The sequence below is a fragment of the Roseivirga echinicomitans genome (assembly GCF_001592935.1).
GTDB classification, from domain to species: Bacteria; Bacteroidota; Bacteroidia; order Cytophagales; family Cyclobacteriaceae; genus Roseivirga; species Roseivirga echinicomitans.
Genome location: NZ_LRDB01000001.1, coordinates 50,117 through 74,092, shown reverse-complemented (window position 1 = coordinate 74,092; position 23,976 = coordinate 50,117). Strand labels below are relative to the sequence as shown.

The 23,976-nt window shown below is 41.1% G+C and carries 24 protein-coding genes and 1 riboswitch; of the genes, 11 read left to right on the top strand and 13 right to left on the bottom strand.

Annotation, left to right across the window (positions count from 1 at the left end):
- Positions 1–23 precede the first annotated feature (23 nt).
- Genes lepB through AWN68_RS00340 form a run of 3 tightly spaced genes read left to right on the top strand, consistent with a single transcriptional unit; the run spans position 24 to position 2,974 of the window.
- Positions 24–1,217 (top strand): signal peptidase I, encoded by a 1,194-nt coding sequence (gene lepB, locus AWN68_RS00350; RefSeq protein WP_068409924.1) that lies wholly within the window; start codon positions 24–26, stop codon positions 1,215–1,217.
- The gene (locus AWN68_RS00345) at positions 1,217–1,663 is read left to right on the top strand and encodes a hypothetical protein (protein WP_068409922.1); all 447 of its coding nucleotides are present in this window, start codon (positions 1,217–1,219) and stop codon (positions 1,661–1,663) included. The genes lepB and AWN68_RS00345 overlap by 1 nt, the downstream gene beginning before the upstream one ends.
- Before the next feature lie 57 nt (positions 1,664–1,720).
- Complete coding sequence (locus AWN68_RS00340) at positions 1,721–2,974, top strand: M14 family metallopeptidase (RefSeq protein WP_068409919.1); 1,254 nt, start codon at positions 1,721–1,723, stop codon at positions 2,972–2,974.
- 300 nt (positions 2,975–3,274) lie between these two features.
- Here the strand turns inward: AWN68_RS00340 and AWN68_RS18915 are convergent, their stop codons facing one another.
- Positions 3,275–3,427 carry a hypothetical protein gene (locus AWN68_RS18915; RefSeq protein WP_157716011.1) on the bottom strand — a complete coding sequence of 51 codons (153 nt, stop codon included), beginning with the start codon at positions 3,425–3,427 and terminating at the stop codon, positions 3,275–3,277.
- 262 nt (positions 3,428–3,689) lie between these two features.
- On the opposite strand from AWN68_RS18915, the gene AWN68_RS00335 reads away from it, so the two are divergent.
- Positions 3,690–4,706, top strand: coding sequence for a DUF4407 domain-containing protein (locus tag AWN68_RS00335; protein WP_084362703.1), 1,017 nt, complete (start codon positions 3,690–3,692; stop codon positions 4,704–4,706).
- On the opposite strand, the gene AWN68_RS18910 is transcribed toward AWN68_RS00335, so the two are convergent.
- Positions 4,703–4,912 (bottom strand): hypothetical protein, encoded by a 210-nt coding sequence (locus tag AWN68_RS18910; protein WP_157716010.1) that lies wholly within the window; start codon positions 4,910–4,912, stop codon positions 4,703–4,705. The genes AWN68_RS00335 and AWN68_RS18910 overlap by 4 nt on opposite strands.
- 187 nt (positions 4,913–5,099) lie before the next feature.
- Between AWN68_RS18910 and AWN68_RS00330 the strand changes: the two genes are divergently transcribed.
- The gene (locus tag AWN68_RS00330; RefSeq protein ID WP_068409916.1) at positions 5,100–5,783 is read left to right on the top strand and encodes a hypothetical protein; all 684 of its coding nucleotides are present in this window, start codon (positions 5,100–5,102) and stop codon (positions 5,781–5,783) included.
- A 123-nt stretch (positions 5,784–5,906) separates the two neighbouring features.
- Here AWN68_RS00330 and guaB read toward each other — a convergent pair whose 3' ends face one another.
- From guaB to AWN68_RS00315, 3 genes are all read right to left on the bottom strand, one after another.
- A complete protein-coding gene (gene guaB, locus AWN68_RS00325) occupies positions 5,907–7,376 on the bottom strand; it encodes an IMP dehydrogenase (RefSeq protein ID WP_068409911.1) in 1,470 nt (489 codons plus the stop codon).
- Positions 7,377–7,477: 101 nt separating this feature from the next.
- Positions 7,478–8,629 (bottom strand): aminotransferase class V-fold PLP-dependent enzyme, encoded by a 1,152-nt coding sequence (locus AWN68_RS00320; protein ID WP_068409909.1) that lies wholly within the window; start codon positions 8,627–8,629, stop codon positions 7,478–7,480.
- A gap of 2 nt (positions 8,630–8,631) precedes the next feature.
- Positions 8,632–9,150, bottom strand: coding sequence for a thioredoxin family protein (locus AWN68_RS00315; RefSeq protein ID WP_157716009.1), 519 nt, complete (start codon positions 9,148–9,150; stop codon positions 8,632–8,634).
- Between AWN68_RS00315 and pnuC the strand changes: the two genes are divergently transcribed.
- The 4 genes from pnuC to AWN68_RS00295 all read left to right on the top strand — a co-directional run bounded on the left by pnuC (position 9,149) and on the right by AWN68_RS00295 (position 13,877).
- On the top strand, positions 9,149–9,862 hold the full coding sequence (pnuC, locus tag AWN68_RS00310) for a nicotinamide riboside transporter PnuC (protein ID WP_084362702.1): 714 nt from the start codon (positions 9,149–9,151) through the stop codon (positions 9,860–9,862). The genes AWN68_RS00315 and pnuC overlap by 2 nt on opposite strands.
- A complete protein-coding gene (locus tag AWN68_RS00305) occupies positions 9,855–10,364 on the top strand; it encodes an AAA family ATPase (protein ID WP_068409903.1) in 510 nt (169 codons plus the stop codon). Before pnuC ends, AWN68_RS00305 begins: the two co-directional genes overlap by 8 nt.
- Positions 10,365–10,385: 21 nt before the next feature.
- Positions 10,386–10,482, top strand: a riboswitch (TPP riboswitch).
- A 53-nt stretch (positions 10,483–10,535) separates the two neighbouring features.
- Complete coding sequence (locus AWN68_RS00300) at positions 10,536–12,992, top strand: TonB-dependent receptor (RefSeq protein ID WP_068409902.1); 2,457 nt, start codon at positions 10,536–10,538, stop codon at positions 12,990–12,992.
- Positions 12,993–13,229: 237 nt separating this feature from the next.
- The gene (locus AWN68_RS00295; RefSeq protein WP_068409900.1) at positions 13,230–13,877 is read left to right on the top strand and encodes a hypothetical protein; all 648 of its coding nucleotides are present in this window, start codon (positions 13,230–13,232) and stop codon (positions 13,875–13,877) included.
- A gap of 83 nt (positions 13,878–13,960) precedes the next feature.
- On the opposite strand, the gene AWN68_RS00290 is transcribed toward AWN68_RS00295, so the two are convergent.
- The 6 genes from AWN68_RS00290 to prmC all read right to left on the bottom strand — a co-directional run bounded on the left by AWN68_RS00290 (position 13,961) and on the right by prmC (position 20,278).
- Positions 13,961–15,757, bottom strand: a complete 1,797-nt coding sequence (locus AWN68_RS00290; protein WP_084362701.1) for a M56 family metallopeptidase — start codon at positions 15,755–15,757, stop codon at positions 13,961–13,963.
- The gene (locus tag AWN68_RS00285) at positions 15,754–16,122 is read right to left on the bottom strand and encodes a BlaI/MecI/CopY family transcriptional regulator (protein ID WP_068409895.1); all 369 of its coding nucleotides are present in this window, start codon (positions 16,120–16,122) and stop codon (positions 15,754–15,756) included. Before AWN68_RS00285 ends, AWN68_RS00290 begins: the two co-directional genes overlap by 4 nt.
- A gap of 75 nt (positions 16,123–16,197) precedes the next feature.
- Positions 16,198–17,430 carry a DUF4934 domain-containing protein gene (locus AWN68_RS00280; RefSeq protein ID WP_068409892.1) on the bottom strand — a complete coding sequence of 411 codons (1,233 nt, stop codon included), beginning with the start codon at positions 17,428–17,430 and terminating at the stop codon, positions 16,198–16,200.
- Positions 17,431–17,438: 8 nt separating this feature from the next.
- On the bottom strand, positions 17,439–18,674 hold the full coding sequence (locus AWN68_RS00275; protein ID WP_068409891.1) for a 6-bladed beta-propeller: 1,236 nt from the start codon (positions 18,672–18,674) through the stop codon (positions 17,439–17,441).
- Between the two features lie 60 nt (positions 18,675–18,734).
- Entirely contained in the window at positions 18,735–19,421 is a 687-nt protein-coding gene (locus tag AWN68_RS00270) for an alpha/beta fold hydrolase (protein ID WP_068409890.1), read from the bottom strand.
- Complete coding sequence (gene prmC, locus AWN68_RS00265) at positions 19,418–20,278, bottom strand: peptide chain release factor N(5)-glutamine methyltransferase (RefSeq protein ID WP_068409887.1); 861 nt, start codon at positions 20,276–20,278, stop codon at positions 19,418–19,420. The genes AWN68_RS00270 and prmC overlap by 4 nt, the downstream gene beginning before the upstream one ends.
- A gap of 174 nt (positions 20,279–20,452) precedes the next feature.
- On the opposite strand from prmC, the gene ribD reads away from it, so the two are divergent.
- Complete coding sequence (gene ribD / locus AWN68_RS00260) at positions 20,453–21,481, top strand: bifunctional diaminohydroxyphosphoribosylaminopyrimidine deaminase/5-amino-6-(5-phosphoribosylamino)uracil reductase RibD (protein WP_084362700.1); 1,029 nt, start codon at positions 20,453–20,455, stop codon at positions 21,479–21,481.
- A 53-nt stretch (positions 21,482–21,534) separates the two neighbouring features.
- A complete protein-coding gene (locus tag AWN68_RS00255) occupies positions 21,535–22,017 on the top strand; it encodes a GAF domain-containing protein (RefSeq protein ID WP_068409882.1) in 483 nt (160 codons plus the stop codon).
- Here the strand turns inward: AWN68_RS00255 and AWN68_RS00250 are convergent.
- The gene (locus AWN68_RS00250) at positions 22,014–22,676 is read right to left on the bottom strand and encodes a phosphatidylserine decarboxylase family protein (RefSeq protein WP_068409880.1); all 663 of its coding nucleotides are present in this window, start codon (positions 22,674–22,676) and stop codon (positions 22,014–22,016) included. The two genes, AWN68_RS00255 and AWN68_RS00250, sit on opposite strands and share 4 nt — an antisense overlap.
- A 15-nt stretch (positions 22,677–22,691) precedes the next feature.
- Entirely contained in the window at positions 22,692–23,969 is a 1,278-nt protein-coding gene (locus AWN68_RS00245) for a Glu/Leu/Phe/Val family dehydrogenase (protein ID WP_068409878.1), read from the bottom strand.
- Between the last annotated feature and the right edge of the window lie 7 nt (positions 23,970–23,976).

Sequence of the window (23,976 nt, the reverse complement as noted above, 5' to 3'; positions counted from 1 at the left end):
CTTACTCAAAATTGAAGATTTATATGTTGGATTTCTTTAAAAAGAAAAAAGACAAGGCACCAAAACAGAAGAAGGGTTTCTTTAGAGAACTCTTTAATGACGTGCTTTTCGCGCTAATAGCGGTCACTATTATCCGAGGTCTATTTATCGAAGCCTACGCTATTCCTACGGGATCCATGGAGAACTCCATGCTCATTGGCGACCACCTTTTTGTAAGCAAATTGCACTATGGCGCTCGAACGCCTAAAACACCTATAAAATTTCCTTTGGCCCACCAAGACTTTTGGGGATCAGGCATTCCATCCTACTGGGACGGCATCCAACTTCCACAATACAGACTTCCTGGTTTTAGAAAAGTAAGAAGAGGTGAGCCTGTAGTATTTAACTACCCACCAGATTTAAAATACCCAACTGACATTAAAACGTTTTATGTAAAGCGTTGCGTAGCCATTCCTGGTGATGTTTTAGAAGTAAGAGACCAACAAGTATACATCAATGGTGAGCCAATGGAGAATCCTCCACACATGCAAACCAGTTATTTCGTGGAAACTCAAAATGGAATTCACCCGAGATATATGCGGGAGTTGGGCATCTCGGACTATACTGATGATAACCCAATGGACACTTATGCAACTACGGCCTCTCCCAATTATCAGTACAATGGGAAATTAGGTTTCTATATGAACACCAGCCAAGAACAAGCGGACGAGTTGGCTAAATTGAATTTCGTTACCAGTGTTGAAAAAGTAGTTTACAGAAAAGGAGAAGGATACAATGCTTTCCCTGAAGCGCAGCAATACTTAGGGGCGGAATACACTGCCTACACCCCAGTAACGGATTTTGATTGGACAATCGACTTCTTTGGCCCTTTGACCATGCCTGAAGAAGGGCAAACAATACAGTTAACCCCCGAGAACGTAGATTTGTACCGTACTCCCATTGAGCATTACGAAGGGAATGACGATGTAGAAATTAGAGGAAGTGAAGTTTTTATCGAGGGACAGAAAATTACTGAATACACCTTCAAGCAAGGGTATTACTATATGATGGGCGATAACAGACACAACTCTGAAGATTCACGCTCATGGGGCTTTGTACCTGCAGATCATATTGTAGGCAAGCCCTTGTTCATTTTCTGGTCTGTGGATAGAACCAACCCAGACGCTGGATTCTTCGAAAACATTCGTTGGAATAGAGTATTTGATTTGATAAAATAATGCGTAAAGGACTGATTTTCATACTATTCGTTTTAAGCATTTCATCGGCAAGCATTGCTCAAGAGCAAAACATGTGGAAGACGCTTTCCAATGTAACCGTTGAAAAGAGTTTCGATGAAATCTTAAGTATTGATGTTGAACATTACGATTTCGCCAGTCAGGTGAAAGCACTTAATGGAAAGAAAATTAGTTTAGAAGGCTGGATTATTCCTTTGGACGAACTGAGAGGTGAGAACTACTTTGTGTTGTCTTCTTTGCCATTTGCCAATTGCTTTTTTTGTGGGGGCGCAGGCCCAGAGACGGTAGCCGAAGTTTTCAGTAAAAAGGAGGTAAAGTACACCGAAAAGAAAATTAAAGTAACGGGAGTTCTTACTCTAAATTCAGACGATCCTTTGCGATTGATGTACATTCTCAACGATGTTGAGGTTGAAGAAGCGAAAGACTAGCCACACCACTTATACGAACTTAATTGCATGCTTTCATTTCAATAGTCATATTGAAGAATGAAAGCATTTTTTTCGATAGCCGTTCTGGCCTTATTCCTCATTTCTTGTGAAAGCAAACCTCAGTATGTACTTACTGAATTTGATTACGCACAAAAAAACGACACCAACGATAAAGAAATAGCCCCACAGGAAAAGCGCAGTTACACCCTTATGGGGGAAGGCGTAACAGCCGATAATCTATTTGACGGTGCCCGAATGAACAACTTCAGTTCTGTAGGTAAAAACCATTATCAAGTTGAAATTAGTCCAGAAAACACGCCAATAAACCCCAGCGCTTGGTATGCTTTTAGAATTTATTCCGAAGATGAAAAGACCGTTGACATTACACTGAAATACGGGTTTGGCAGACATCGTTACTGGCCAAAAACCAGTACCGATAGAGAAAATTGGACCGCTTTAGACAGCACCAAGTTTACCGTGGCAGAAGATCGTCAAAGTGCCACCATGACCGTGAACCTCAGTGCAGACACGCTGTACATTGCAGCTCAAGAAATCATAAATTCTACCGATATGCTGGAATGGACACAGACTTTTACTTCTGCCAAAACTCAACACGAGGTCATTGGAAAATCTAAACTTGGTCGTGACTTACTCAATATGGACATTACCAATGGTAGCACAGAAGGCAAAGACATTGTGGTGGTGCTCAGCAGGCAACACCCACCAGAGGTAACTGGTAACTTGGCCATGATGGCTTTTCTTGAAGAAATCGTGAACGACAGCGAACTCAGTAATAAATTCTTGGACCAATACCGACTGATCGTTTATCCAATGCTTAACCCCGATGGTGTAGATTTAGGTCATTGGAGACATAATACAGGCGGGGTAGATTTAAACCGAGATTGGGCTTTCTACAGACAGCCGGAGATAGAACAAGTCTGTTCCGATATTGTTGAGAAAGTAAACACCTCTGGTGGTGACGTAAAACTCGGCCTCGATTTCCATTCTACTTTTTCCGATGTGTATTACACATATGACGATACCGTAGAGTCCGTAATTCAAGGCTTTGCTAAAGAATGGATTGAAAGCATCTTTGAACGTGTGCCTCAAGACCAAGGCAGAATTAGTGCTGCAGCAGTAGGATCTGCCGTTTCTAAAAACTGGTTCTATAGCCAATTTAAAGCCGAAGGCATTACTTACGAAATTGGCGATGACACCCCTAGAGATTTGATCAAAGAGAAAGGCAAAGTAAGCGCCCAAGAAATGATGAAATTGCTTTTGGAGGAATACAATGGTGAGGATCAAAGGTAACCACAGCTTCAATTAGCACCCATCTTCGATGAGTGCCTAATTTCATTTCTATTTATAGCATCCCCTCCAATAATATCATGGCTTTGCCGAGTGACTCATAGAACCATAGTAGAGTAAGTTTTTAGGTTGATATACATGGTCTGACCTTCGGTGCCGACCATAGAATAGCCCCCTGTGTAGTCGGTCGGTACCGAAGGTCAGACCGTAGCCTAAAAGAAGATTGAGATTGCTTTACGTAGTCATTTGCTCATAGATAAGTTCAGTCACTCAGCGCAATTGTGGTTAAATGCCCTTTAAACTCTACCATCTTAGCCCTCCCACTGCCGAAACTAGTGCTTCCAAGCCTGTGGCGAGTACTATCTTTTTATGCGCTTGTAGCGCATTGTTTCTATCTATTAGGGAGAAAGCCCATTGTGAACTAGTGTAGAGGGTTAAGAGTAGCTGGTTTTTCATTCATGGCCGAATTCCTCCCCCTAACCCCCTCCAAAAAAATTCGCTACTCCAATCTATCTTTTTCAGGTGAGGGAGACAGTGGTTACCGATAGTGAGTATTAAGCCAGTTCACACTCCTGTTTTCTAGTGATTTACATTTGAGATCACTACCTTGTATAAAAAGGTACTGGTTAACACAACATATGCAATAGGCATTACGTTGTTCTTCCAACAACCTAAAAATGGACGGTCAAACTGCCCAAGGGTCACCAACACAAACAACATGCAACAACTCAAAGAATTTTTCTGGTTCTGTGCGGGGGTCAACCGCTCATTATTGAACCGATGCCCGACCGATGCTTCAAAATATACCGGAATAGGGGCTGCCGTTTTCTTCACTGGCGTTTTAGCCGCGCTTTCGGGCGGTTATGCCTTTCATACCGTTTTCGAAAATGTTTGGTGGGCACTGGCCTTTGGCCTACTCTGGGGCACGATTATTTTCAACCTCGATCGCTTTATTGTTTCCACTATGCGGAAAAACAAGAAGGGCTTTGGTCGAGAATTCTTCACTGCTTCTCCCCGAATATTATTGGCCATTATGCTGGCCATCGTGATTTCTAAACCTCTTGAACTCCGAGTTTTCTCGAAAGAAATAGATCGAAAACTGATTACGCTCGAAGAAGAAATTTATCAGAAAGAGATTATTGATTTAGAGCGAAGGTACACCACCCAACTAGCTACAATAGACGGGCAAATTGGTAGTCTAAAAAATGAAATAGTCGCCAAAACTGAAAAGCGTGATGAGCTAGCCAAAGCAGCTCAGCAAGAAGCTGATGGCACTGGTGGTTCTGGAAAAAGAAATGCTGGTCCTATTTACCAAATCAAAAAAGCAGATGCCGATCAGGCACAAAAGGAGTTAGCTGAATTACAGACCACCAACTTACCGCTCATTGCAGATAAACAGCAGGAATGGGATGCCCTTTTCGCAGCCAAGCAAACTGAAATCACCAACCTAAAACGTAACCCATGGAATGGCATGGCGGCTCAATTACAAGCCTTAAGAATTTTGGGTGAAGAAAACACTGCCATTCATTTCGCCAATATTTTTATTATGCTGCTTTTCATTTTACTAGAGTGTACCCCCATTGTAGCCAAACTAATTTCTGGCCGTGGGCCTTACGATGAAATGCTGGAAATCAGAGAGCACTTCTACAAAAACCATAACATAGAAAAACTAGCCGAAATGGACCATAATACTTATGAAAAAGTGAAGGGGTATTCTACATTTCCGGGGAATTAACTTGGAGGTACATTTAACAGACTCTCGCGGTCTTGCCTTAATGGCAAGACACTCAGAGTGACGGTCCGTTTTATCGTCATTCTGTACACTTGCGCTGGAGCTTCAGCGTAGGTGGAGAGAGAATATTTCTCGGTAGAGAATTGACCGTTCCGAAGCCTCGGAAGAATCCGTCTGCTATTGGCGCTTAACTCTCTAGAGTTATCCATTTTATCTACTTAAAGTGTATTTTCGTATCAGTATAGGGAAATATGAGTTTAAAAATGGTGGTTTGGTATTGATAGAAAAGGATACCGTTTGGCAGCATTGGAATTGGAAATAGGCACAGCAACTGCGGATTTACATTGGGTGTATCTTTTCGTTGCGGTGTGAAAAGACATAAAAAGTGATACTGAAATGATTAAAAAATTAAATATCATACTTCTGGTATTGTTGTTTTGTTCAAGTTGCTCCCAACCAAAGAAGTCAGAGGAGAAAGCCGAAACAATTTCAAATGATACGAAAAGTCAAAGTGATTACCTTGGTTACTTAAGGGTTGACTTGGATAAGGTTATGCTGTATTCTGATACGATTAATATTTTCAACTTGGACAAATCATTATACGCTGGAATAAAAGGGGACACGCTGAAAGTTGCAGGTAATAAGTATAACCTGATGGAGGATAGAAGGGACACGCTTAGAAAACACGTTTCAAGCTATTCTTTTGACCCACAGTATAAAATATTCATTTTAGAATGCGAGGGAGCAGTTGATGACTTTTATAGAGTGAGAATGAACGGTGTTTTCAAACTTATTTCGATGAGAAACAAGTATGCTAAGTTCGAAAACCTAGAAGATTTTGTGCTTTCATCAATGCCAGATTTAAGTAAAGTTACTCCATTAAGAAGTGAGCCAAATGATACCGCTTCCATCGTTGATGGTTATGATGAGTTTTACTATCTGCCATCTAAGCTTCAGAGGGATTGGCTTTTCCTTGAATGTGATAAAGAGTATAATGACTGCCCGAAAGAAAAAGAGAGTGGCTGGGTCAAATGGAGAGACTCGACTGGTGTAATAATAAGGTTGGCTCAGACATATTGATGTTAATCAAACAGACTCTTTCGGCCTTGCCTTAATGACAAGACACTCAGAGTGACGGTTCATTTTAAACAAAAAGCCACTCAAATGAGCGGCCTTAATATTATCGGTCTGAGTAAATCAAATTTATCTTCTGCTGTAGTTAGGCGCTTCGCGGGTAATCATAATATCATGCGGATGGCTTTCGCTCATCCCCGCATTGGTGATTTTCACGAATTGCGCTTTTTGCAAATCCTCAATAGTACCAGCACCACAGTAGCCCATTCCTGCTTTCAAACCACCTGTTAGTTGGTAAAGCATTTCCTGAACCGTTCCCTTGTAAGGTACACGGCCTACAATTCCTTCCGGTACTAACTTCTTAATGTCATCTTCCGCATCTTGGAAGTAACGGTCTTTCGATCCATCTTCCATGGCCTCTATAGATCCCATGCCTCTATACGATTTGAATTTTCTTCCTTCGTAAAGAATTACTTCGCCCGGAGCTTCTTCAGTTCCAGCAAGCAAAGAGCCAATCATAATGGTACTCGCACCACCAGCAATGGCCTTTACCAAGTCACCAGAGTAACGGATACCGCCATCGGCTATGATCGGGACGCCTGAGCCTTGAATGGCTTTAGCCGACTCATATACAGCCGAGAGCTGTGGCATGCCCACACCCGCAATCACTCGCGTTGTACAGATACTGCCTGGGCCAACGCCTACTTTGATGCCATCGGCACCGGCATCTACCAAAGCTTTCGCTGCAGCAGCCGTAGCAATATTTCCCATGATGAGTTCCATGTCAGGATAAGCAGCTTTCACGCGTTTTGCCATATCAATCACGCCCTTTGAATGACCATGGGCCGTATCGATAGAGATGACATCTACGCCTGCATTTTTCAATGCATCAATTCTTTCGATAATATCTGGAGTAACCCCAACAGCAGCGCCTACTCTCAAACGACCGTATTCGTCTTTACAAGCGTTAGGTCTGTCTCTGTTTTTTAGAATATCTTTATAAGTAATCAAGCCACTCAGCTTACCATGCTCATCAATAATCGGAAGTTTTTCGATTTTGAATTCCTGAAGAATGCTCTCCGCTTCACCCAAACTGATCCCCATTTTTGCGGTAATTAGGTTTTCAACGGTCATGATATCGCGCACTGGCTTGGTCATGTCTTTGATAAAGCGCATGTCGCGGTTGGTGATAATTCCGACCAAGTTTTGATCTTTGTCCACCACGGGAATCCCACCAATTTTATTCTCACGCATGATTTTATCCGCATCCCTTGCCGTACTTTCTACATCGAGGGTAATTGGGTCTAAAATCATTCCGCTTTGCGAACGTTTTACTTTTCGCACTTGCTGGGCTTGATCAGCGATATTCATGTTTTTATGAATGAAGCCCAAGCCACCTTCCAGCGCCATTGCAATGGCCAATTCATATTCAGTAACGGTATCCATTGCGGCCGAAACCAATGGAATGTTCAATTGAATATTTCTGGTAAGTAAAGTTTTTGTGTTGGTATCTCTGGGTAAAATATCAGAGTAAGCAGGGAGAAGCAGGACGTCATCGTAGGTCAGTGCTTCAAAAAGGAATTTGTTTGTGTCGAGCATGGCAAATAAAAACAGGGTTTATTTGCCGGACAAAATTACGGAGATTGACTGATTAAAAAAACTATGGGCAAATTTTAATTTTGACGTGTTTTTAAGTGCGCTTATACCTGCTTCAGTGAATGTAGTAAACACCCAAAATCTTCTTTAGTATTATAAACATGAGGCGACACTCGGATGGAATTTCCGCGTACCGAAACAAAAACTTTATCGGCTGCCAGACGGTTTTTCACCATTTCTAAATCTAGCCCTTTTGGCAATCGAATTCCAAAAAGGTGTTCGCTACGATAATCAGCAGATTCAACTTGAAAACCCATTTTGGCCAACGCTTGCTGTGCTTCATGGGCAATCGACTTACAGTAAGCCTGAATGTTTGCTGGCCCCCAGGCATTTACTTGGCGAAGCGATTCGGTGAGCATTGGGGTAAGGATAAAATTGGCACTTTCGCCTACTTCATAGCGGATAGCCCCCGGCTGATATTCATCCTGATAGTTCACCAAATTGGCAAAATTCTGACTATCCAATCGGTTCATCCAATTGTTTTCAATGGGCTTTCCATTTTGAAAATATTCACCAAAATAGGCCATGCCTGTTGCGTAAGGCCCCATCAGCCATTTGTAGCCAGAAGCCACTACAGCATCGGGTTGAAATTCTTGCACATCAAAGGGCAAAGCACCAATGGATTGTGTGCCATCAATTACCAAAAGCGCGCCTACTTCCCTGCTGCGTTCTCTAATTTTCTTCAGGTCGAATTTAGTGCCATCCGCCCAGTGAATATGGCCAATGGCGACCATTTTGGTTTTACTGTCGATGGCTTCTAGGATGCGTTCGTTCCAAAGCTTGCCACGGTTTTCAGCAGTTTCAGGAGCATTCACAATGCGTAGTTTCACTCCCTTTTCCTTCTCCAGTTCCTTCCAAGCATATACATTGCTGGGAAATTGCCCTTCGGGAATGATAATATTATCGCCTTTTTCTACCTGAAGGTTTTTGGCCACATTGGCCATGCCGTAAGAAGCTGAGGGCGTTATGGCACAAAGGTTTTCGTTTTTTACGTTGATCAGTTTGGCAAACTCTGCCCTGAGCAGTTCGCCATTTTTAAAAAAGTCCTCCGGCTTAATTGTGGTCGGATCTTCCTTTCCGTACACTGCCCTAACTCCGACTTCTGCCACCGATTTGAGCATAGGTGACATATAACCGCAGTTGAGGTAAGTAATGTCTTGCGGTAAATTAAAAAGGTGACTTTGGTTTTGGAGCATGGCTATTTTAGAATGCGTACTAACTCTTCTTCAAAAGTACCTTCTGGCTCTTCAATTACACGCTTAACTTCCTCCCCGTTCAGGTAAAAAATAATGGTGGGCGTGTTCTTAATATCATAGCCCTTTTCTTTTCCTTTCAAACTGGTCTTATCTACGTCCAGTGCATATAATTCTAACTGGTCTGCTATTCCCATATCATCCATAATGCGCATTAAACGAGGTATTTCACGGTTACTGTCATGACACCAAGTCCCCATAAAGGCAAGTATTTTCAGGTCTTTGATCTTCTTTTTCTTAGCGTCTTTAAGTAATTCGGTGTTAACCCTATAGGTCTTATAATTGGTGTTGAACCAGAGCTTATAAGGCATTTGTTGTAGCCCTTCCTTGGTGATTGGCCCATTCAATATTTTATCTACACGAGTCGATACACTTTCCGTCTCAACATTGTATTCGGTCTCTTGCCCGTTCATCACCAAAGGGAAGGCAACGAGAATCACCATTAACATAATAATCGCTTTCATGATCTCCATTCTGTTTAAAATCAACAAACGAAATATACCACAAAATTATATCTTTGACGTAATGCAACTCAACGACATCTGGCAGGACATCATTTCTTATGCGCAAGAAATTAGCGTATGGGAGCTCTCAGGACTGGTCTTTGGGGTTCTGGCTGTCCTCTTTTTAATCAAAGAAAGTATCTGGACTTGGCCCTCGGGAATTGCTTATGTCATTGTTTCCTTTTTTGTTTTTTGGGAAGCACGATTGTATGGCGACTTCATTCTGCATGTATTCTTCCTTGTGCTTAATATTTATGGTTGGTACTATTGGGTGAAGGGGAAAGACGAGGAAGATTCGGCAGTAATCATTACTCATACTAGCACAAAACGGAGTGTTATCTTTCTATCGCTTACTATTATTGGGATTTTTACCTTCGCTCAATTTCTCATCAATATTCCTTCCATGTTTGAAGGTGTGCAACCAGCAGCATTGCCTTATTGGGACAGTACCACATCTATTTTAAGCGTAACTGGAATGTGGTTAACGGCCAGAAAAAAAATTGACAACTGGTATTACTGGCTTGCGGTGGACCTAATTGCTACTGGCGTTTACTTCTATAAAGAGCTTTATTTTTACTCTTTTCTATACTTCTTATACATTGGTATGGCCATTGCTGGATACTTGGCTTGGAAAAAAACCATGATGAAACAAACCCAAGAACAGCATGATTAAAGTAGCGATTATTGGCCCAGAGAGTACGGGGAAAACTACTTTAACAAAGGCATTGGCAGGTCAATACAATACCGTTTGGGTGCCAGAATATGCGAGAGACTATTTAAACGAACTCGATAGGCCTTATGTGCAATCCGACCTTTTGGAAATAGCCAAAGGGCAGATTGACAGCCAGAAGCTAAAGAAAAAGGAAGCCCGCGAACTCCTTTTCTGTGATACAGACCTTCACGTAATTAAAGTTTGGAGCGAACACAAATACGGAAGCTGTGATCCATGGATCTTGAACCAACTTAAAGTTCAATATTACGATCTGTACATTATTACTGACTTTGACATTCCCTATGAGGATGATCCGTTGCGTGAACATCCAGAAATGAGATCTTATTTTTTTGACATCTATCGCAACTTGATGAAAGACAATGACAAAGCTTTCATTGTGGCGCAGGGCGATTTAAAAACGCGTATCAAACAAGCCAAGAAAGCCATTGGCGCCTTGCTATAGTTAAAAACTATTTTACCTTTGTCGCGAATTAAGGGGTGCCCTATAACAACGGGCTGAGATTATACCCATTGAACCTGATGCAGATAATGCTGCCGAAGGGAGGTATGGTAAACATTTAAAAAGGGAGTGCTTCCCCTGGCGCTTCGTTTGTGAACCATTTAAAATTACAAAATGCAAAAATTAATTTTGACGTTGGCTTTAGTGCTGACAGCAACGGGTGTGTTTGCGCAACACTCCCTGAAAGGAACGGTTGTGGATGACGCTACCGGATCACCAGTTTTTGGTGCCAATGTGACTATTGAGTCGATTCAAAAAGGTACTTCTACCAATGCAGAAGGTAAATTTGAGTTGAACAATATTCCTCCAGGCACTTACAATATCAAGGTAAGTATGATCAGCTATACTGCCTTAACCAGAACAGTAGAAGTCGTTGGTAGTATGAACCTTGACCTCAAGCTGAAATCGGATTTAACCAAGTTAGAATCAGTGGTGGTGACTGGAACTCGCGCAAGCGAAAAGACACCCACTACCTTTTCTGAAGTATCAAAGGAAGAAATCGAGCAGCAGAATTTAGGACAAGACCTGCCCTTTCTACTGAACTGGACGCCTTCTGTAGTGGTCACTTCTGATGCGGGAGCTGGTGTAGGTTACACAGGTATTCGAATTCGTGGTAGCGATGGCGCCAGAATTAACGTGACCATCAACGGTATTCCGGTTAATGACTCTGAATCACAGGGTACTTTTTGGGTGAACATGCCTGATTTGGCCACTTCCACAGACAATGTGCAAGTGCAGCGTGGTGTTGGAACATCCACCAATGGTGCAGGTGCTTTTGGGGGTTCAATTAACATTGCCACCAACAATTTGAGCCAAGATGCGGAAGCGAGTATCAACACTTCAGTAGGTTCATTCAACACTCAGAAATACAACGGAGTGTTCAAAACGGGTTTGTTGGAAAACAACTTTGCTTTTGAAGGTAGGCTCTCTAACATTTCATCGGATGGTTATATCGACAGGGCATCTTCTGATCTTAGTTCTTACTACCTATCTGGCGGTTATTATGGAAAAAAAACAATTCTGAAATTGATCACCTTTGCGGGTAAAGAGCGCACCTACCAAAGTTGGTACGGAACGCCAGAAGCAAAAATCAAGAACGATGCGGCAGGAATTGATGCGGTAATTGCCAACAATGGTTTGTCAGCCGAGCAGGCCGCTAACCTTCGTAATTCTGGCAGAACTTATAATTTCTACGACTATCGAAATCAAGTAGACGATTACAAACAAGCGCATTATCAAGCCCATTTTTCACATCAGATTAACGAGCCATTGAGCTTTAACACTTCATTACACTACACCAAGGGTGCTGGTTTCTTTGAGGAATATAAGGCCAATGAAGATTTTGCAGACTATGGTTTGAACAATGTAACTGTAGGCGCAACCACCATAGAGTCGACAGATTTGATCAGAAGACGTTGGTTGGACAATGATTTTTACGGAGTGACTTACGGCTTGAACTATGAAACCGAAAACCTACAAGCCAATTTTGGTGGCGCCTACAATGAGTACAAAGGCGATCACTTTGGTGAAATCATTTGGGCCGAATATGCAAGCAACAGCCGCATTGGAGACAGGTATTACGAAAGCACTTCAGAAAAAACGGATTTCAACAATTTTGTGAAGGTAAACTATCAAGCCAATGATAAGATTAACCTTTATGGCGACTTGCAGGTGAGAACAGTAAACTATGCCAGTAGAGGCAACGATAACGATTTAAAGGCCTTCGATTTCGATAACCAATATTCGTTCTTCAACCCAAAATTGGGTTTGACTTACCAACTCAACGCTAATGCAAACGCCTACATTTCTTTTGCGCGTGCGAACAAAGAGCCGAACCGTTCAGACATTATTGATGCACCGACTGGAGCTGATCCTAAATCGGAACAATTGAACAACCTTGAAGTGGGCTATAGAGTGAACAAGTCAAAGTTTGCTTTTGAAGCGAATTACTATTTGATGGATTACAAAGATCAGTTGGTATTGACAGGCGAGGTGAACGATGTAGGATCGAGCATTAGAACGAATGTGGCCGATAGTTACAGAATGGGGATTGAACTTCAGGCTGGGGTAGAGTTGATCAGAGGTTTGGAGCTAAACGCCAATCTTACTTTAAGCGAAAATAAGATCAAGAATTTTGAAGAAGTGCTTTATGATTACGGTGCAGCCTTTGACGAATACAACGAAGTCAGAAACAACTATACTGATGCCGATATTTCATACTCTCCAAGTGTGATTGCAGGTGGTCAATTGACTTATAAGCCAACTTCTGGCTTGTCGTTGAGCCTTCTTTCTAAATATGTAGGTGATCAGTATTTAGATAATACTTCGAATGAAAACCGTAAGATTGATGCTTTCTTCATCAATGATTTCAGAGTGAATTACAGCATTAAGCCGAGTTTCGTAAAAGAGCTTACGCTGAATTTATTGGTGAACAATATCTTCAATGTTGAATACGAATCGAATGGATACACATTTGGTTATTTTGGTGGTGCTAATTACGAGGTAAGGGAGAATTACCTTTATCCTCAAGCAGGCACTAACTTCTTGTTATCCTTAGGTTTGAAGTTATAAAGATAGATTTTTTAGTATTTCGAAGAGCCCTCGGCATTAATTTGCTGAGGGTTTTTTATTTTAGGACTCAACTGATCACATGTCATAAAATGACTGTTTTATAGTTTTGTATCCTGACGAAGGAAGGATCTATAGTTAGCACTACACTTCTTTATCAAAATTCTCTCACCAATCGTTTTTGATTCCTTAAAAATGCTGCAATTTTGAACACCGTATTTAACCAAGGAAACCAGCCGCATGTCATCACACCATATTGTTAGAGACGAACAAGAGCCTGCTTTACTCATTGACGATCCGCAAGCCTTAACGATTGAAGATGTAGACCAGCTTTTAGAATGGAGTCCAACCGTTATTGTTACCGAAAAGGCACTCAACGAAGTGCTAAAGTGGGGAATTAAAATTGATGTGGTGGTGGCCAACATCGGCAACCTACAGACACTCAAGCCAAGGCTGGCCGAACAATCTCCAGTGCAGTTATTAGGCTTTGAAGACGATAATTTACTGGCCTGTGCTTACATCTTCCTGCTCGACCATAAATACCCTGCGGTGAATGTGATGGCCGACATTTACCAATCCACAGTGCTCGATACGGTAAGAGAATTCTCAAAACAAATCGACAGTATCGTTTTTGCCATTCACCAAAAGTGGACTTATGTTTCGAGCGGACATTTTGAAAAATGGGTGATGGTCAGTCATCATTTTGGGATTCACCCTATAGCCCAAAATACCTTTTTTACTTCCGAAGGATTTTATGGGGATTGGGAGAATGAAATGCTTTTGGAACCGATTGAGCTTACTGCCGAGATCACTGGGAGAATCAAACTCAAAACCAACGAAAAGCCCCTTTGGCTAGTAGAGGCCGTTTCCACGGACAGCTATAAATAGAAGCTTGATGAATTGCCTAACCCTCCAAATAGAAACAGCCGACTGTTGTCGGCTGAATCTTGTGAAGTGTAGTAAAACTAGAACTACAAAAGTGACTTTGGTATTTCGATTTTATACTTACTCGAAACAAATTCATTATCCTTCAAAGCGGGCTTCCAGCCATAAATTCTAGACACGCTTTGAATATTATCATTCAACTGGCGTAGTAGACGGTATACCTTGACTTGAGTTTCTTCATCGCCTTTTACTTTACTAAGCAGGTCTACCCGAGTAACATGCCCTTGATTACTCACTACAAACTCAAACTCGATTGTTTTGGGTAGTTCACTAATATCTAATCCGTTTTCTCGTACAGTTTTTAGTGTGACATTATTTAAAAATTGGTTAAGACCGCCTATTGGCTCTGGGCTTTTATCCACCTGCCTTGTAGAAAACACATCACTCTTATTATACTGCCTTTCGTAGTTACTTTTTACATAAGAATGAATTGACAGATATTTATGTTGAAAAAAGTCTTCCTCACTTATTATTTTAAAATCTACCGACTTGGAATTACTAATTTGAGTAGGATCACCAATTTTTCTTTCTTTTAACCATGCAACTGTCAGCTCATAAAACTCCTTAAGATCATCATTACCCAGTTCCACAACAAATTCGATTTCAGTTCCTACAATACCTTTAGGCTTTAAGAGGGATGAATAGTAAGAGTCTTTATTATCATCGAGCTCAATCCAAAACGTCCGGTCTTCCTCATTCGAATAATACGTTTGTTTAATTTTATCCACCTTTTCTTGGTACTTATCTGATAGAATAAATGGAATGCTAATTCTACCATAACTAGTGAGTTGCAGATCATCTAGTTGAAGCAAACTCTTCTCAAAAATTGGGATTAAGCTATAATCCCTTCCTTTATGGATAGTTACTCCAAGATCCGTATCATATAAATTATTATTTGCTTTTTCATTCTGCCCATAACTCACCGTTTGGCTGGCAATAACCAAAGCCAATACAGCAAAGGAAATGAGCGAAGTATAGCTGCTTCGTTTAGATGTTTTTTTGAGTTTCATAACTTTAAGTCGTTTAGAAAGTGAGGAAATCAATGCGAAAGAATGCCCAAGCGTAACCGAGCTGGTTCTTAAACTCAGGGCCAATAGAATTTCTGTATAGCGTCCAAAATTGGTGGATTTCAATACTGAGGAATCTGCCAAAGCTTCGTGGTTGGACTTCATTCCTTTTTGAAAAAGATAAATTGCCGGATGATACCAAAGGGCACATTGAGCCAAAGCAGCGCAAAGAATATCAACCGTATGCTTTTGTTTTAAATGCAGGTTTTCATGTTCCTGAATAACGATCCATTCGGATTCAGAATAATCGACAGACTCTGGAATGAAAATCCATTTCCAGAAGGAGAAAGGGTACTTTACTGAGGGATGGCTGATCACGTTCTTGCCTAAATCTCGCATTTCCGTGCCCGTTAATCGCCAATAGGTGAGTTTTACTAATTCACTAAAGAAGACTAAAAGACTTATGGCCACGCCTGTTAAGTACACCCACCAAATAATATCAAGAGCACTGGTCGTTTTGGAGGTTTCGGTCATTTGGACTTCTCCAACTTGGGCTGTTTTAGGCGCAACTTCGGCTGCCGGAGAGATCAATGATTCATCAAGCTTTTGGAATACCTGAGTATTGGAGACAGGCTTTACGCTTGCACTGAATTTTATCACGGGCCAAAGTAGTGCAGCAGCTAAAACCGATAAGAGCAAGACTCGTTTCAGATGAAACTGCGTATTATTTCGGAACAAGAAAAAATAAACACCATACAAGAGGCTTAATAATAAGCCCGCTTTTAGGCTCCAGATAAGAATAGGGTTCCACATCATTTCTGCTCTTTATTTTTCTCAATTACATCAATGATCTCATCGAGCTCTTTCAGGTCGATGTCCTTCTTTTCGGTAAAGAAGGAAACGAGTTTGCTTAAAGAGCCTTCGAAATATTTCCCTACCACATTGCTCAAAGCAAATTCACTGTAGGCCTCTTTACTGACTAGGGGATAGTAGCGTTTGCTGTTACCGAGCTTCTCAAAATCGACAAAGCCTTTTTGTTCGAGCACGGTGAGTACGGTAGCCACGGTAGTATAGCTTGGTGGCGTGCCTTCAAATTGATCCAGAATTTCACGAGTAAAGGCCTTTTCTAGCTGCCAAAGCAACTGCATTATCCTTTCTTCCGCCTTAGTAAGTACTTTCATACTATAAACATAGTAAATAAACTAAGAAAATAGTAATACTTCTATAAAAATAGTAGTAAGAACTTTTTGGGAGTTCTACTTTAGCTTGGCAATCATGATGACTGGATTGTCTTCGGGTTCGATATTTTGCAGTGCCTGAAGGTTTTTAGGAAGAGAAGCGATTTTGTCAGGGTTGTTCTGGAACCATTCGTAGACTTCTTCGGCCGTGATTAGGCCTAACATCTCACCCTTTTCATTGATTGAAGTAGGGTAGAAAGGCACAAAATTATCAATGTCGTTTGTGTAACCAGTTTTGCTATTACTTGTTGATGGATCGGAAAGAAAAGCTTCTTTCGTTTTTCGATTATAATAGCCGTAGGCGAATTTGTCTTTAAAGGCAACATTATAGAATACAAAGTCTGGGCTTTGCAGGGTATTACGAACAAACATATATTCGTTTTTTTTCTCGTCACTCATACTTTCTTGTTCTGCATAGGGAGGACTGTATTTTCCCAGTTCATAAAGAAACGCAGGTTTCAAAGTGTCAGCGCCCACATTAAAAACAGTATCATTAAAACTCTCTTTGAAAAATAGTGCGTTGTTGTAGTTTTGAAAATCAGTCTTTTCAAAACGAAACGAATCGCTTAGTTTCTTATAACTCTGGTGATTCGGATATAATTTTAGCACTTCCCCGTTAAAATCATAAACCACTAGCCTAAATGGCTCGTCTCCTTTAATATTCATAAAGTAACCCGCAACGAACCTATCGTTGATGATGCCATGTGAGGCAATAACACTGATATCGGTCAAAGATCCTTTAGTGAGCTTTTTGTCGAGATCATCCATTTGAGGAGCAGGAATCGTGTTTACTAAAAGCCCTTCGCTTAAGGAGTATTCATATAAACCAAGTTTACCTTTCGCGTAAACCGTTTTGTTTTTTGTATTGACGCCAAGCTCAGTCATTGCATTAGAAAAGCCTTCAGGGTCGTCTCCTTTGCGGCCAATATCTCTGAGGTAAGTTCCTGTTTTCCGGTCAAACAGCGATATCCGATCAGTAGACTTCATTAGAATGACTGAGTCTCCAAGTGTAGTTTTGAGGAAGAACCATTTGTAAAAAGCCCCTTCACCTGTCTCTAATCGAATGTATTCAATGTCTGAGGCAAAATCACTCATGTTGATCGGTGCAGCATTGTTGTAGGCTTCTACCAAATTAATAGTGGTGAGGCCTGTTTCTAATTCCTTTTCACTGCTACAGGAAGAGAAATTGAGCAGCATGATGAAACCAGCAAGTATGGGAAAAGCGGCTTTTTTTAACTTATGATGGAACATGTAGCGCTCTACTTTAACTTGACAATCATAATGACTGGATTGTCTTCGGGTTCGATATTTTGCAATGCCTGTAGGTTTTCAGGAAGAGAAGCGATTTTGTCAGGATTATTCTGAAACCATTCGTATACTTCTTCAGCCGTGATTAGCCCCATCATTTCTCCCGCTTCATTAATTGAAGTGGGGTAAAAAGACACAAAATTGTCAATATCGTTTGTGTAGCCAGTTTTGCTATTGCTGGTTGAAGGGTCAGAAAGTTTAGCTTCTTTCGTTTTTCGATTATAATAGCCATATGCCTCCTTTTCTTTAAAGGAAACATTATAGAACACAAAGTCTGGACTTTGTAGGGTATTACGAACAAACATATATTCTTTTCTTTGCTCAATACTCATGCTTTCTTGCTCAGCATAGGGAGGACTGTATTCTCCCAAGTCATAAAGAAGTACAGGTTTTAAAGTGTCAACACCTACGTTAAAAACGGTGTCGTTAAAATTTTCTTTGAAGAATAATCCATCGTTGTAGTTGTGGAAATCTGTGTATTCAATACGAATCGATATCCCTTGTTTCTCATAACTCAGGTAATTTGGGTATAAATTTAGGATCTCACCATTGATGTCATACACCACCAACTTATATGGTTCATCACCTTTCATGTTCATAAAATAACCTGCAATTAATCCATCCTTGATGATCCCGTAACTAGTAATTAAACTGACATCGGTAAATGAACCTGAATTCAAAGTGGCTTCGAGTGCCTCGATTTTAGGCCCTGGAATCTTATTTATTAAAAGCCCCTCATCTAAAGAGTATTCATACAAATCAAAACGCTTCCCTTTGGCATAAACGGTTTTGTTCTTTGCATTGACCCCAAGTTCAGTCCTAGCGTTTGTAAAACCTTCTGGATCATCGCCTCTGTAGCCAATGTCTCTAAGGTAAGCTCCCGTCTTTCTGTCAAACAATGATATCCGATCGGAGGATTTCATTAAGATGATTGAGTCCCCTAGTGTACTGTTAAGTCTGACCCATCTATAAAAGGTTTCTTCGCTTGTTTCTAAGGAAATGTATTCAATTTCTGAGGCAAAATCACTCATGTTGATCAGTGCAGGATTGTTGTAGGCTTCTACCAAATTAATAGTGGTAAGGCCAGTCTCGATCTCCTTTTCGTTGCTACAAGAAGAAAAAGTAAAGAGGGCTATGAATACGGCAAGAAAGGGAAAACCGGAGCTGATTAACTTAGATTGGGACATATAAAGCTTATATCTAGATTAGAAATAAACAAAGATATAAGCCTATTTCTTATTCTCTACTTAAACCAAGCATTCCTTTAAATTTTCACATAAGGTGTCTAAATCTACTTTCTCTAAAGGATGAGGCATATTGGGAATAGAGATAAACTTTCCGTTGGGAAGAACTGTAGCCACATTTTCGCTTTCTTCTTTGCTTACCATATTATCGTCAGCACCCAAAAGAATAGTGACTTGATTGGTGATTAAAGGAAGATTTTCCATAGTGAGCAAAGGCTCATCGCCCAATTCTAGCATCATGCCTGCGGTTTGCCAAATCACTTGTTTCCATTGCTTTTTACCATGACGCTCTTTCAAAAGCGCAGCATATTGCGGCACTTTCTCCTTCATTAGTTCTGGGTTCAAACGGGCAGTTTCTTCTTCTACACCTTCGGCTGTCCATGCCAATTTGGTACCAAGGGTTACTATTTTGCCTATCAAATCTGGTTGAGAAGCAGCCAAGTAAAGTGCCACATAGCCGCCCATGCTGTATCCAAAAATATCCGCGCCTTCCAATTTGTTCTTCGTAATAAAAGCTTGGAGTTCTTCGGCAAAAACTTCGATACCAAAGCCTTCTTCATTCACAGGCGCACCGCCATGCCCAGAGAAATTGAAAGTGTATACTTCAAAATCGCCTTTTAGCTTATTGGTTAAGTCTTCGAACATTGAGGCGCTACCTAGCGCACCGTGTAATAGAATCAATTTTTTCATTTCGAATATTTTTGTGCTTGTAGCATTCTGTCTTTTCCTTGTAAGTCTTTTTTGAGGAGCACTTTAGTAAAACCAATGTCTTCCACCAGTTTAATCATTTCCTTCCCAAATCTTTCATGAATTTCGAAATAGAGTATTCCGCCAATCTTCAAATGCTGGAAGGCCAACTCGGCTATTCTTCTATAGAAAATCAACGGATCGTGATTTTCAACAAAGAGTGCCAAATGTGGTTCGAAGGATAATACATTCGAGCTCATTTCGGCCTTGTCACTTTCTGGAATGTAGGGAGGGTTACTGACCACTATATCCAACTGGTCAAAAGGGAAAGTGTTTTCTAGAATATCTAAGAGTGTAAAGTCAACCTCAACGCTATTTTGTTTAGCATTCTCTTGCGCCAATGTGAGCGCTTCTTCACTTACGTCAACAGCTATTACTTGTGCGTTTGGTATGGCCTTTTTTAGTGCTATTGGAATACAGCCTGTTCCGGTGCCAATATCAACAATGGACGGAGCTTCAACCATATTCTCAGTCACAATCCAATCCACCAACTCTTCCGTTTCTGGTCGAGGAATCAAAGCCCGTTCATCCACCTTCAATTCGCAGCCATAAAACTCTACGCTACCTAAAATATGCTGAATTGGCTTGTGTTGATTTAGCTCATCAATCGCTTTTGCTAAACTCTTTTCAGAATCTTCAACCAACGAAAACTCATCATTCAAAATGATTGCCATTCGATCTAAACCATAAAAATGACCCAGAAGTAAGTGGGCCATGTTGGTAGCTTCGCGTTCATCATAAATGGCCTTCAGTTCTTTAGTAATGGACTGAATTTTGGCTTTCGGTTTTTCAAAAGGCATAAGCAAAAGTAGTGAGAAGGATTTGTTTGTGGGTTAGCGAACCCTCCAAATTTGATGTAATTATATTGACAGGAGTAAATCACTATTCTTGAAGTCGAAGGAAGAACTTTTGGAGGGTTCAGTCAATTGAATAAGGGACAAGGAATAGTATGGTGTATTCGCTAAATTGCGCGGGTGGAGGATAAGCAAGATTTAAAATGGATGCAGCGCGCACTAGATTTAGCCGAATTAGGGCGAGGTCATGTCAGTCCGAATCCCATGGTGGGCTGCGTGATCGTCCATAACAATACGATCATTGGGGAAGGTTATCATCAAAAATATGGTGGTCCGCATGCCGAAGTAAATGCGATCAATTCCGTAACGAATCCTGATCTTCTTCCTGAAAGTACCTGTTACGTTACTCTTGAACCCTGTGCACACTTTGGTCGAACTCCGCCTTGTGCCGATTTATTAGTAACCAAAAAGATAAAGAAAGTGGTGATTGCCTCTATGGATACCAATCCACTTGTTGGAGGCAAAGGCGTTCAGAAACTAAAAGGTGCTGGAATCGAAGTAAGCATTGGGGTTTTGGAGTCAGCCGCGAGAAACCTGAACCGAAGGTTTTTCACCATGATTGAAAAGAAACGTCCCTATATTTTACTGAAGTGGGCGCAAACGGCTGATGGCTTTATGGCTCGTAATAATTTTGACAGCAAATGGATCAGCAGTGAACAATCTAGAATGATGGTGCACCAATGGCGGGCGGAAGAAGATGCCATTCTAGTAGGCACCAATACGGCTCAATATGACAACCCCAGACTCGATGTTCGCGATTGGCATGGTGAGTCACCGCTTCGTTTGGTCATCGACAGGCATCTGCGCTTACCCACTGACCTCAACTTGTTTGATGGAAGCTTGCCGACCATTGTTTACAATACAGTAAAGACTGAGGAGAAAGAGCATCTCAACTTTGTTGAAATTGGTGAGAAAGACTTTCTCCAAAATATACTTGCAGATTTGTATGAGCGCAAAGTGCAATCTGTTTTAGTGGAAGGAGGAAGCTTCTTGCTCAATTCTTTAATGGCTTTGGGTTTATGGGACGAGGCACGTGTGTTTGAATGTCCAGTATTATTCAATGAAGGCATTATGGCGCCAAGTCTAAAAGATGCGTCCGCAGAAACTATTCAACTGCAAACCGATGTGCTTAAAATTTACCGGCATTAAGGAACCAACATTCACACAATTCTCTTTTAAATTCGCAATTCAGAATTAAAATTATGGCCGAAGAACTTATCATCTCGAACGATTTAAGCAAAGCAGAAAAATACGAAACGCTAATTCCGCAAATTGAAGCGTTGGTAACTGGCGAGCCAGACCAAACGGCTAATTTGGCCAATATTGCTTCTGCCTTAAAGTATGGTATGGGTTTCTTTTGGGTGGGTTTCTACTTGGTAAAAGAAGACGAATTGGTGTTGGGCCCCTTCCAAGGGCCAATTGCTTGTACTCGTATTCGTAAAGGAAAAGGAGTTTGTGGCACAAGCTGGGAAACAGCAAAGACCATTGTGGTTCAGAATGTAGATGAATTCCCCGGTCACATTGCTTGCAGTTCTGCTTCCAAATCGGAAATAGTATTACCTGCCATGAAAAACGGGGAAGTCAACTTAATTCTTGACGTGGACTCGGACCAATTCAACGATTTTGATGAAGTTGATCAGCTACATTTAGAGAAGTTAATGCAGATAATTGAAGGCTTAATTTAAGCCAACTCCGCAATTATGGTTTGTCCGCCTTGGGTTACTTGTCCAATCTCCACCTTTACTACTGCATCGAGCGGTAAGAAAAGGTCGACTCTTGATCCAAATTTGATAAAGCCGAACTCCTTACCTTGAATCACAGACTGGTTTTCTTGTACGTAGCACTTAATTCTACGTGCAGCTGCGCCAGCAATTTGACGGACTAGAATTTCTACCCCTTTATGGATTTGATACACCAAAGTAGTTCTTTCATTTTCCGTGCTTGATTTTGGGTGCCAAGCCACCAAGTACTTGCCTTCATGGTACTTGAAATACTTGATCAGGCCAGTAACGGGGTTTCTATTTACGTGCACGTTAATTGGTGACATAAATATTGAAACCTGAATTCTTTCCTTTCCTCTAAAGTATTCGTCTTCCGTGGTTTTTTCAATCACCACTATTTTACCATCGGCTGGAGCTAAAATTTGTTTATCATTCATCTCAATTTTTCGAGATGGATTTCGAAAGAATTGAAGGAAGAACAGGAACAGAATTAGGCTGATGGCACCAATAATTCCAGTCCAGTGAGAAGGAATGTTCAATAAAAAGAACAGTCCTAAGTTTAAACCTAATAATATGGAAAAGAGCACTGCTAGCAGTGCTCTTCCTTCTTTATGAATATTCATTAACTAATTTTCTGGTTAGAAACCACCTCTGTATTTATAGGTAGAAGCAACTTTATCAATCGCGACAATGTAGGCTGCAATACGCATCGGTACATTATATTTAAGCGATGTTTCATACACTTTTTCGAAAGCATCTTTCATGATCCTGTCAGACCTTCTGTTTACTCTTTCACGTGTCCACTTATAACCTAAACGGTTTTGTACCCACTCAAAGTATGATACAGTTACACCACCAGCATTCGCTAAAATGTCTGGCGCAACCATGATCCCTTTTTCGTTGATAATTTTATCCGCTTCGGCAGAAGTTGGGCCATTAGCACCTTCAACAATAAGTTTTGCCTGTACTTTGTCTACGTTACCAGAGTGGATTACATCCTCTACTGCAGCCGGAACAAGTACATCTACTTTTAGAATCAACAGTTCAGCGGCATTGTCCATTAGTTCAGCTCCTTTGAAGCCCTCTAATGTACCGTTATTGCCATCGCGGTAAGCAACAGCTGCCTTTATATTAATTCCCTTTTCGTTGTAGTATGCACCAGAAATATCACTTACCGCAATAATAGTAGCGCCTCTTTCTTCAAGAAGTAGAGCCGCGTGAGAACCTACATTACCAAAACCTTGTACAGCTACAGTTGCATGATAAGGATTGATATTTAATTTTTCCATGGCGGCCAAAGCAGATACCATTACACCACGACCAGTGGCTTCAGTTCTACCCAATGAACCACCAAGCACTAATGGTTTTCCAGTAACCATAGCATTTACTGTCATGCCATGTGCTCTAGAGTATTCGTCCATCATCCAAGCCATTTCTCTTGGTCCTGTTCCCATATCTGGTGCTGGGATATCTCTGTCTGGACCGAAAACATCAAGCATGGCATTGGTGTACGCTCTAGTTAATCTTTCGATTTCACCAGCTGACATCTCTCTCGGATTACATTTGATGCCGCCTTTGGCACCACCATAGGGGATGTCTACAACGGCACACTTCCATGTCATCCATGCAGCGAGTGCCTTTACTTCGTCAATGTGTACGTCCATGGCGTATCTAACACCGCCTTTTGATGGTCCTAGGATATTCGAATGAATTACCCTGTGACCTTCAAAAACGCGAATAGAGCCATTATCCATAGTGATTGGAAGTGACACAGAGACTTGTTTTGAAGGAGATTTGAGCACGTTATATACTTGCTCGTCCAATCCGAGTGCTTCAGCAGCAATGTTGAATCTGGACATCATTGACTCGAAAGGATTAGCCTTATCCTTAATTGGAGCCGGTTCAATGTAACCCATAGAGAAA

Excerpts from the sequence above, each read along its gene's own strand:
- AWN68_RS00340 (WP_068409919.1), top strand. The coding sequence starts at position 1,721 with ATGAAAGCATTTTTTTCGATAGCCGTTCTGGCCTTATTCCTCATTTCT.
- AWN68_RS00345 (WP_068409922.1), top strand. The coding sequence starts at position 1,217 with ATGCGTAAAGGACTGATTTTCATACTATTCGTTTTAAGCATTTCATCG.
- AWN68_RS00250 (WP_068409880.1), bottom strand. The coding sequence starts at position 22,676 with ATGAATATTCATAAAGAAGGAAGAGCACTGCTAGCAGTGCTCTTTTCC.
- AWN68_RS18910 (WP_157716010.1), bottom strand. The coding sequence starts at position 4,912 with ATGGATAACTCTAGAGAGTTAAGCGCCAATAGCAGACGGATTCTTCCG.
- AWN68_RS00280 (WP_068409892.1), bottom strand. The coding sequence starts at position 17,430 with ATGTTCCATCATAAGTTAAAAAAAGCCGCTTTTCCCATACTTGCTGGT.
- prmC (WP_068409887.1), bottom strand. The coding sequence starts at position 20,278 with ATGCCTTTTGAAAAACCGAAAGCCAAAATTCAGTCCATTACTAAAGAA.
- AWN68_RS00285 (WP_068409895.1), bottom strand. The coding sequence starts at position 16,122 with ATGAAAGTACTTACTAAGGCGGAAGAAAGGATAATGCAGTTGCTTTGG.
- AWN68_RS18915 (WP_157716011.1), bottom strand. The coding sequence starts at position 3,427 with ATGAAAAACCAGCTACTCTTAACCCTCTACACTAGTTCACAATGGGCT.
- AWN68_RS00245 (WP_068409878.1), bottom strand. The coding sequence starts at position 23,969 with ATGGGTTACATTGAACCGGCTCCAATTAAGGATAAGGCTAATCCTTTC.
- lepB (WP_068409924.1), top strand. The coding sequence starts at position 24 with ATGTTGGATTTCTTTAAAAAGAAAAAAGACAAGGCACCAAAACAGAAG.
- AWN68_RS00330 (WP_068409916.1), top strand. The coding sequence starts at position 5,100 with ATGATTAAAAAATTAAATATCATACTTCTGGTATTGTTGTTTTGTTCA.
- pnuC (WP_084362702.1), top strand. The coding sequence starts at position 9,149 with ATGATCTCCATTCTGTTTAAAATCAACAAACGAAATATACCACAAAAT.
- AWN68_RS00320 (WP_068409909.1), bottom strand. The coding sequence starts at position 8,629 with ATGCTCCAAAACCAAAGTCACCTTTTTAATTTACCGCAAGACATTACT.
- AWN68_RS00305 (WP_068409903.1), top strand. The coding sequence starts at position 9,855 with ATGATTAAAGTAGCGATTATTGGCCCAGAGAGTACGGGGAAAACTACT.
- AWN68_RS00300 (WP_068409902.1), top strand. The coding sequence starts at position 10,536 with ATGCAAAAATTAATTTTGACGTTGGCTTTAGTGCTGACAGCAACGGGT.
- AWN68_RS00335 (WP_084362703.1), top strand. The coding sequence starts at position 3,690 with ATGCAACAACTCAAAGAATTTTTCTGGTTCTGTGCGGGGGTCAACCGC.
- AWN68_RS00290 (WP_084362701.1), bottom strand. The coding sequence starts at position 15,757 with ATGATGTGGAACCCTATTCTTATCTGGAGCCTAAAAGCGGGCTTATTA.
- AWN68_RS00295 (WP_068409900.1), top strand. The coding sequence starts at position 13,230 with ATGTCATCACACCATATTGTTAGAGACGAACAAGAGCCTGCTTTACTC.
- AWN68_RS00275 (WP_068409891.1), bottom strand. The coding sequence starts at position 18,674 with ATGTCCCAATCTAAGTTAATCAGCTCCGGTTTTCCCTTTCTTGCCGTA.
- AWN68_RS00270 (WP_068409890.1), bottom strand. The coding sequence starts at position 19,421 with ATGAAAAAATTGATTCTATTACACGGTGCGCTAGGTAGCGCCTCAATG.
- guaB (WP_068409911.1), bottom strand. The coding sequence starts at position 7,376 with ATGCTCGACACAAACAAATTCCTTTTTGAAGCACTGACCTACGATGAC.
- AWN68_RS00255 (WP_068409882.1), top strand. The coding sequence starts at position 21,535 with ATGGCCGAAGAACTTATCATCTCGAACGATTTAAGCAAAGCAGAAAAA.
- AWN68_RS00315 (WP_157716009.1), bottom strand. The coding sequence starts at position 9,150 with ATGAAAGCGATTATTATGTTAATGGTGATTCTCGTTGCCTTCCCTTTG.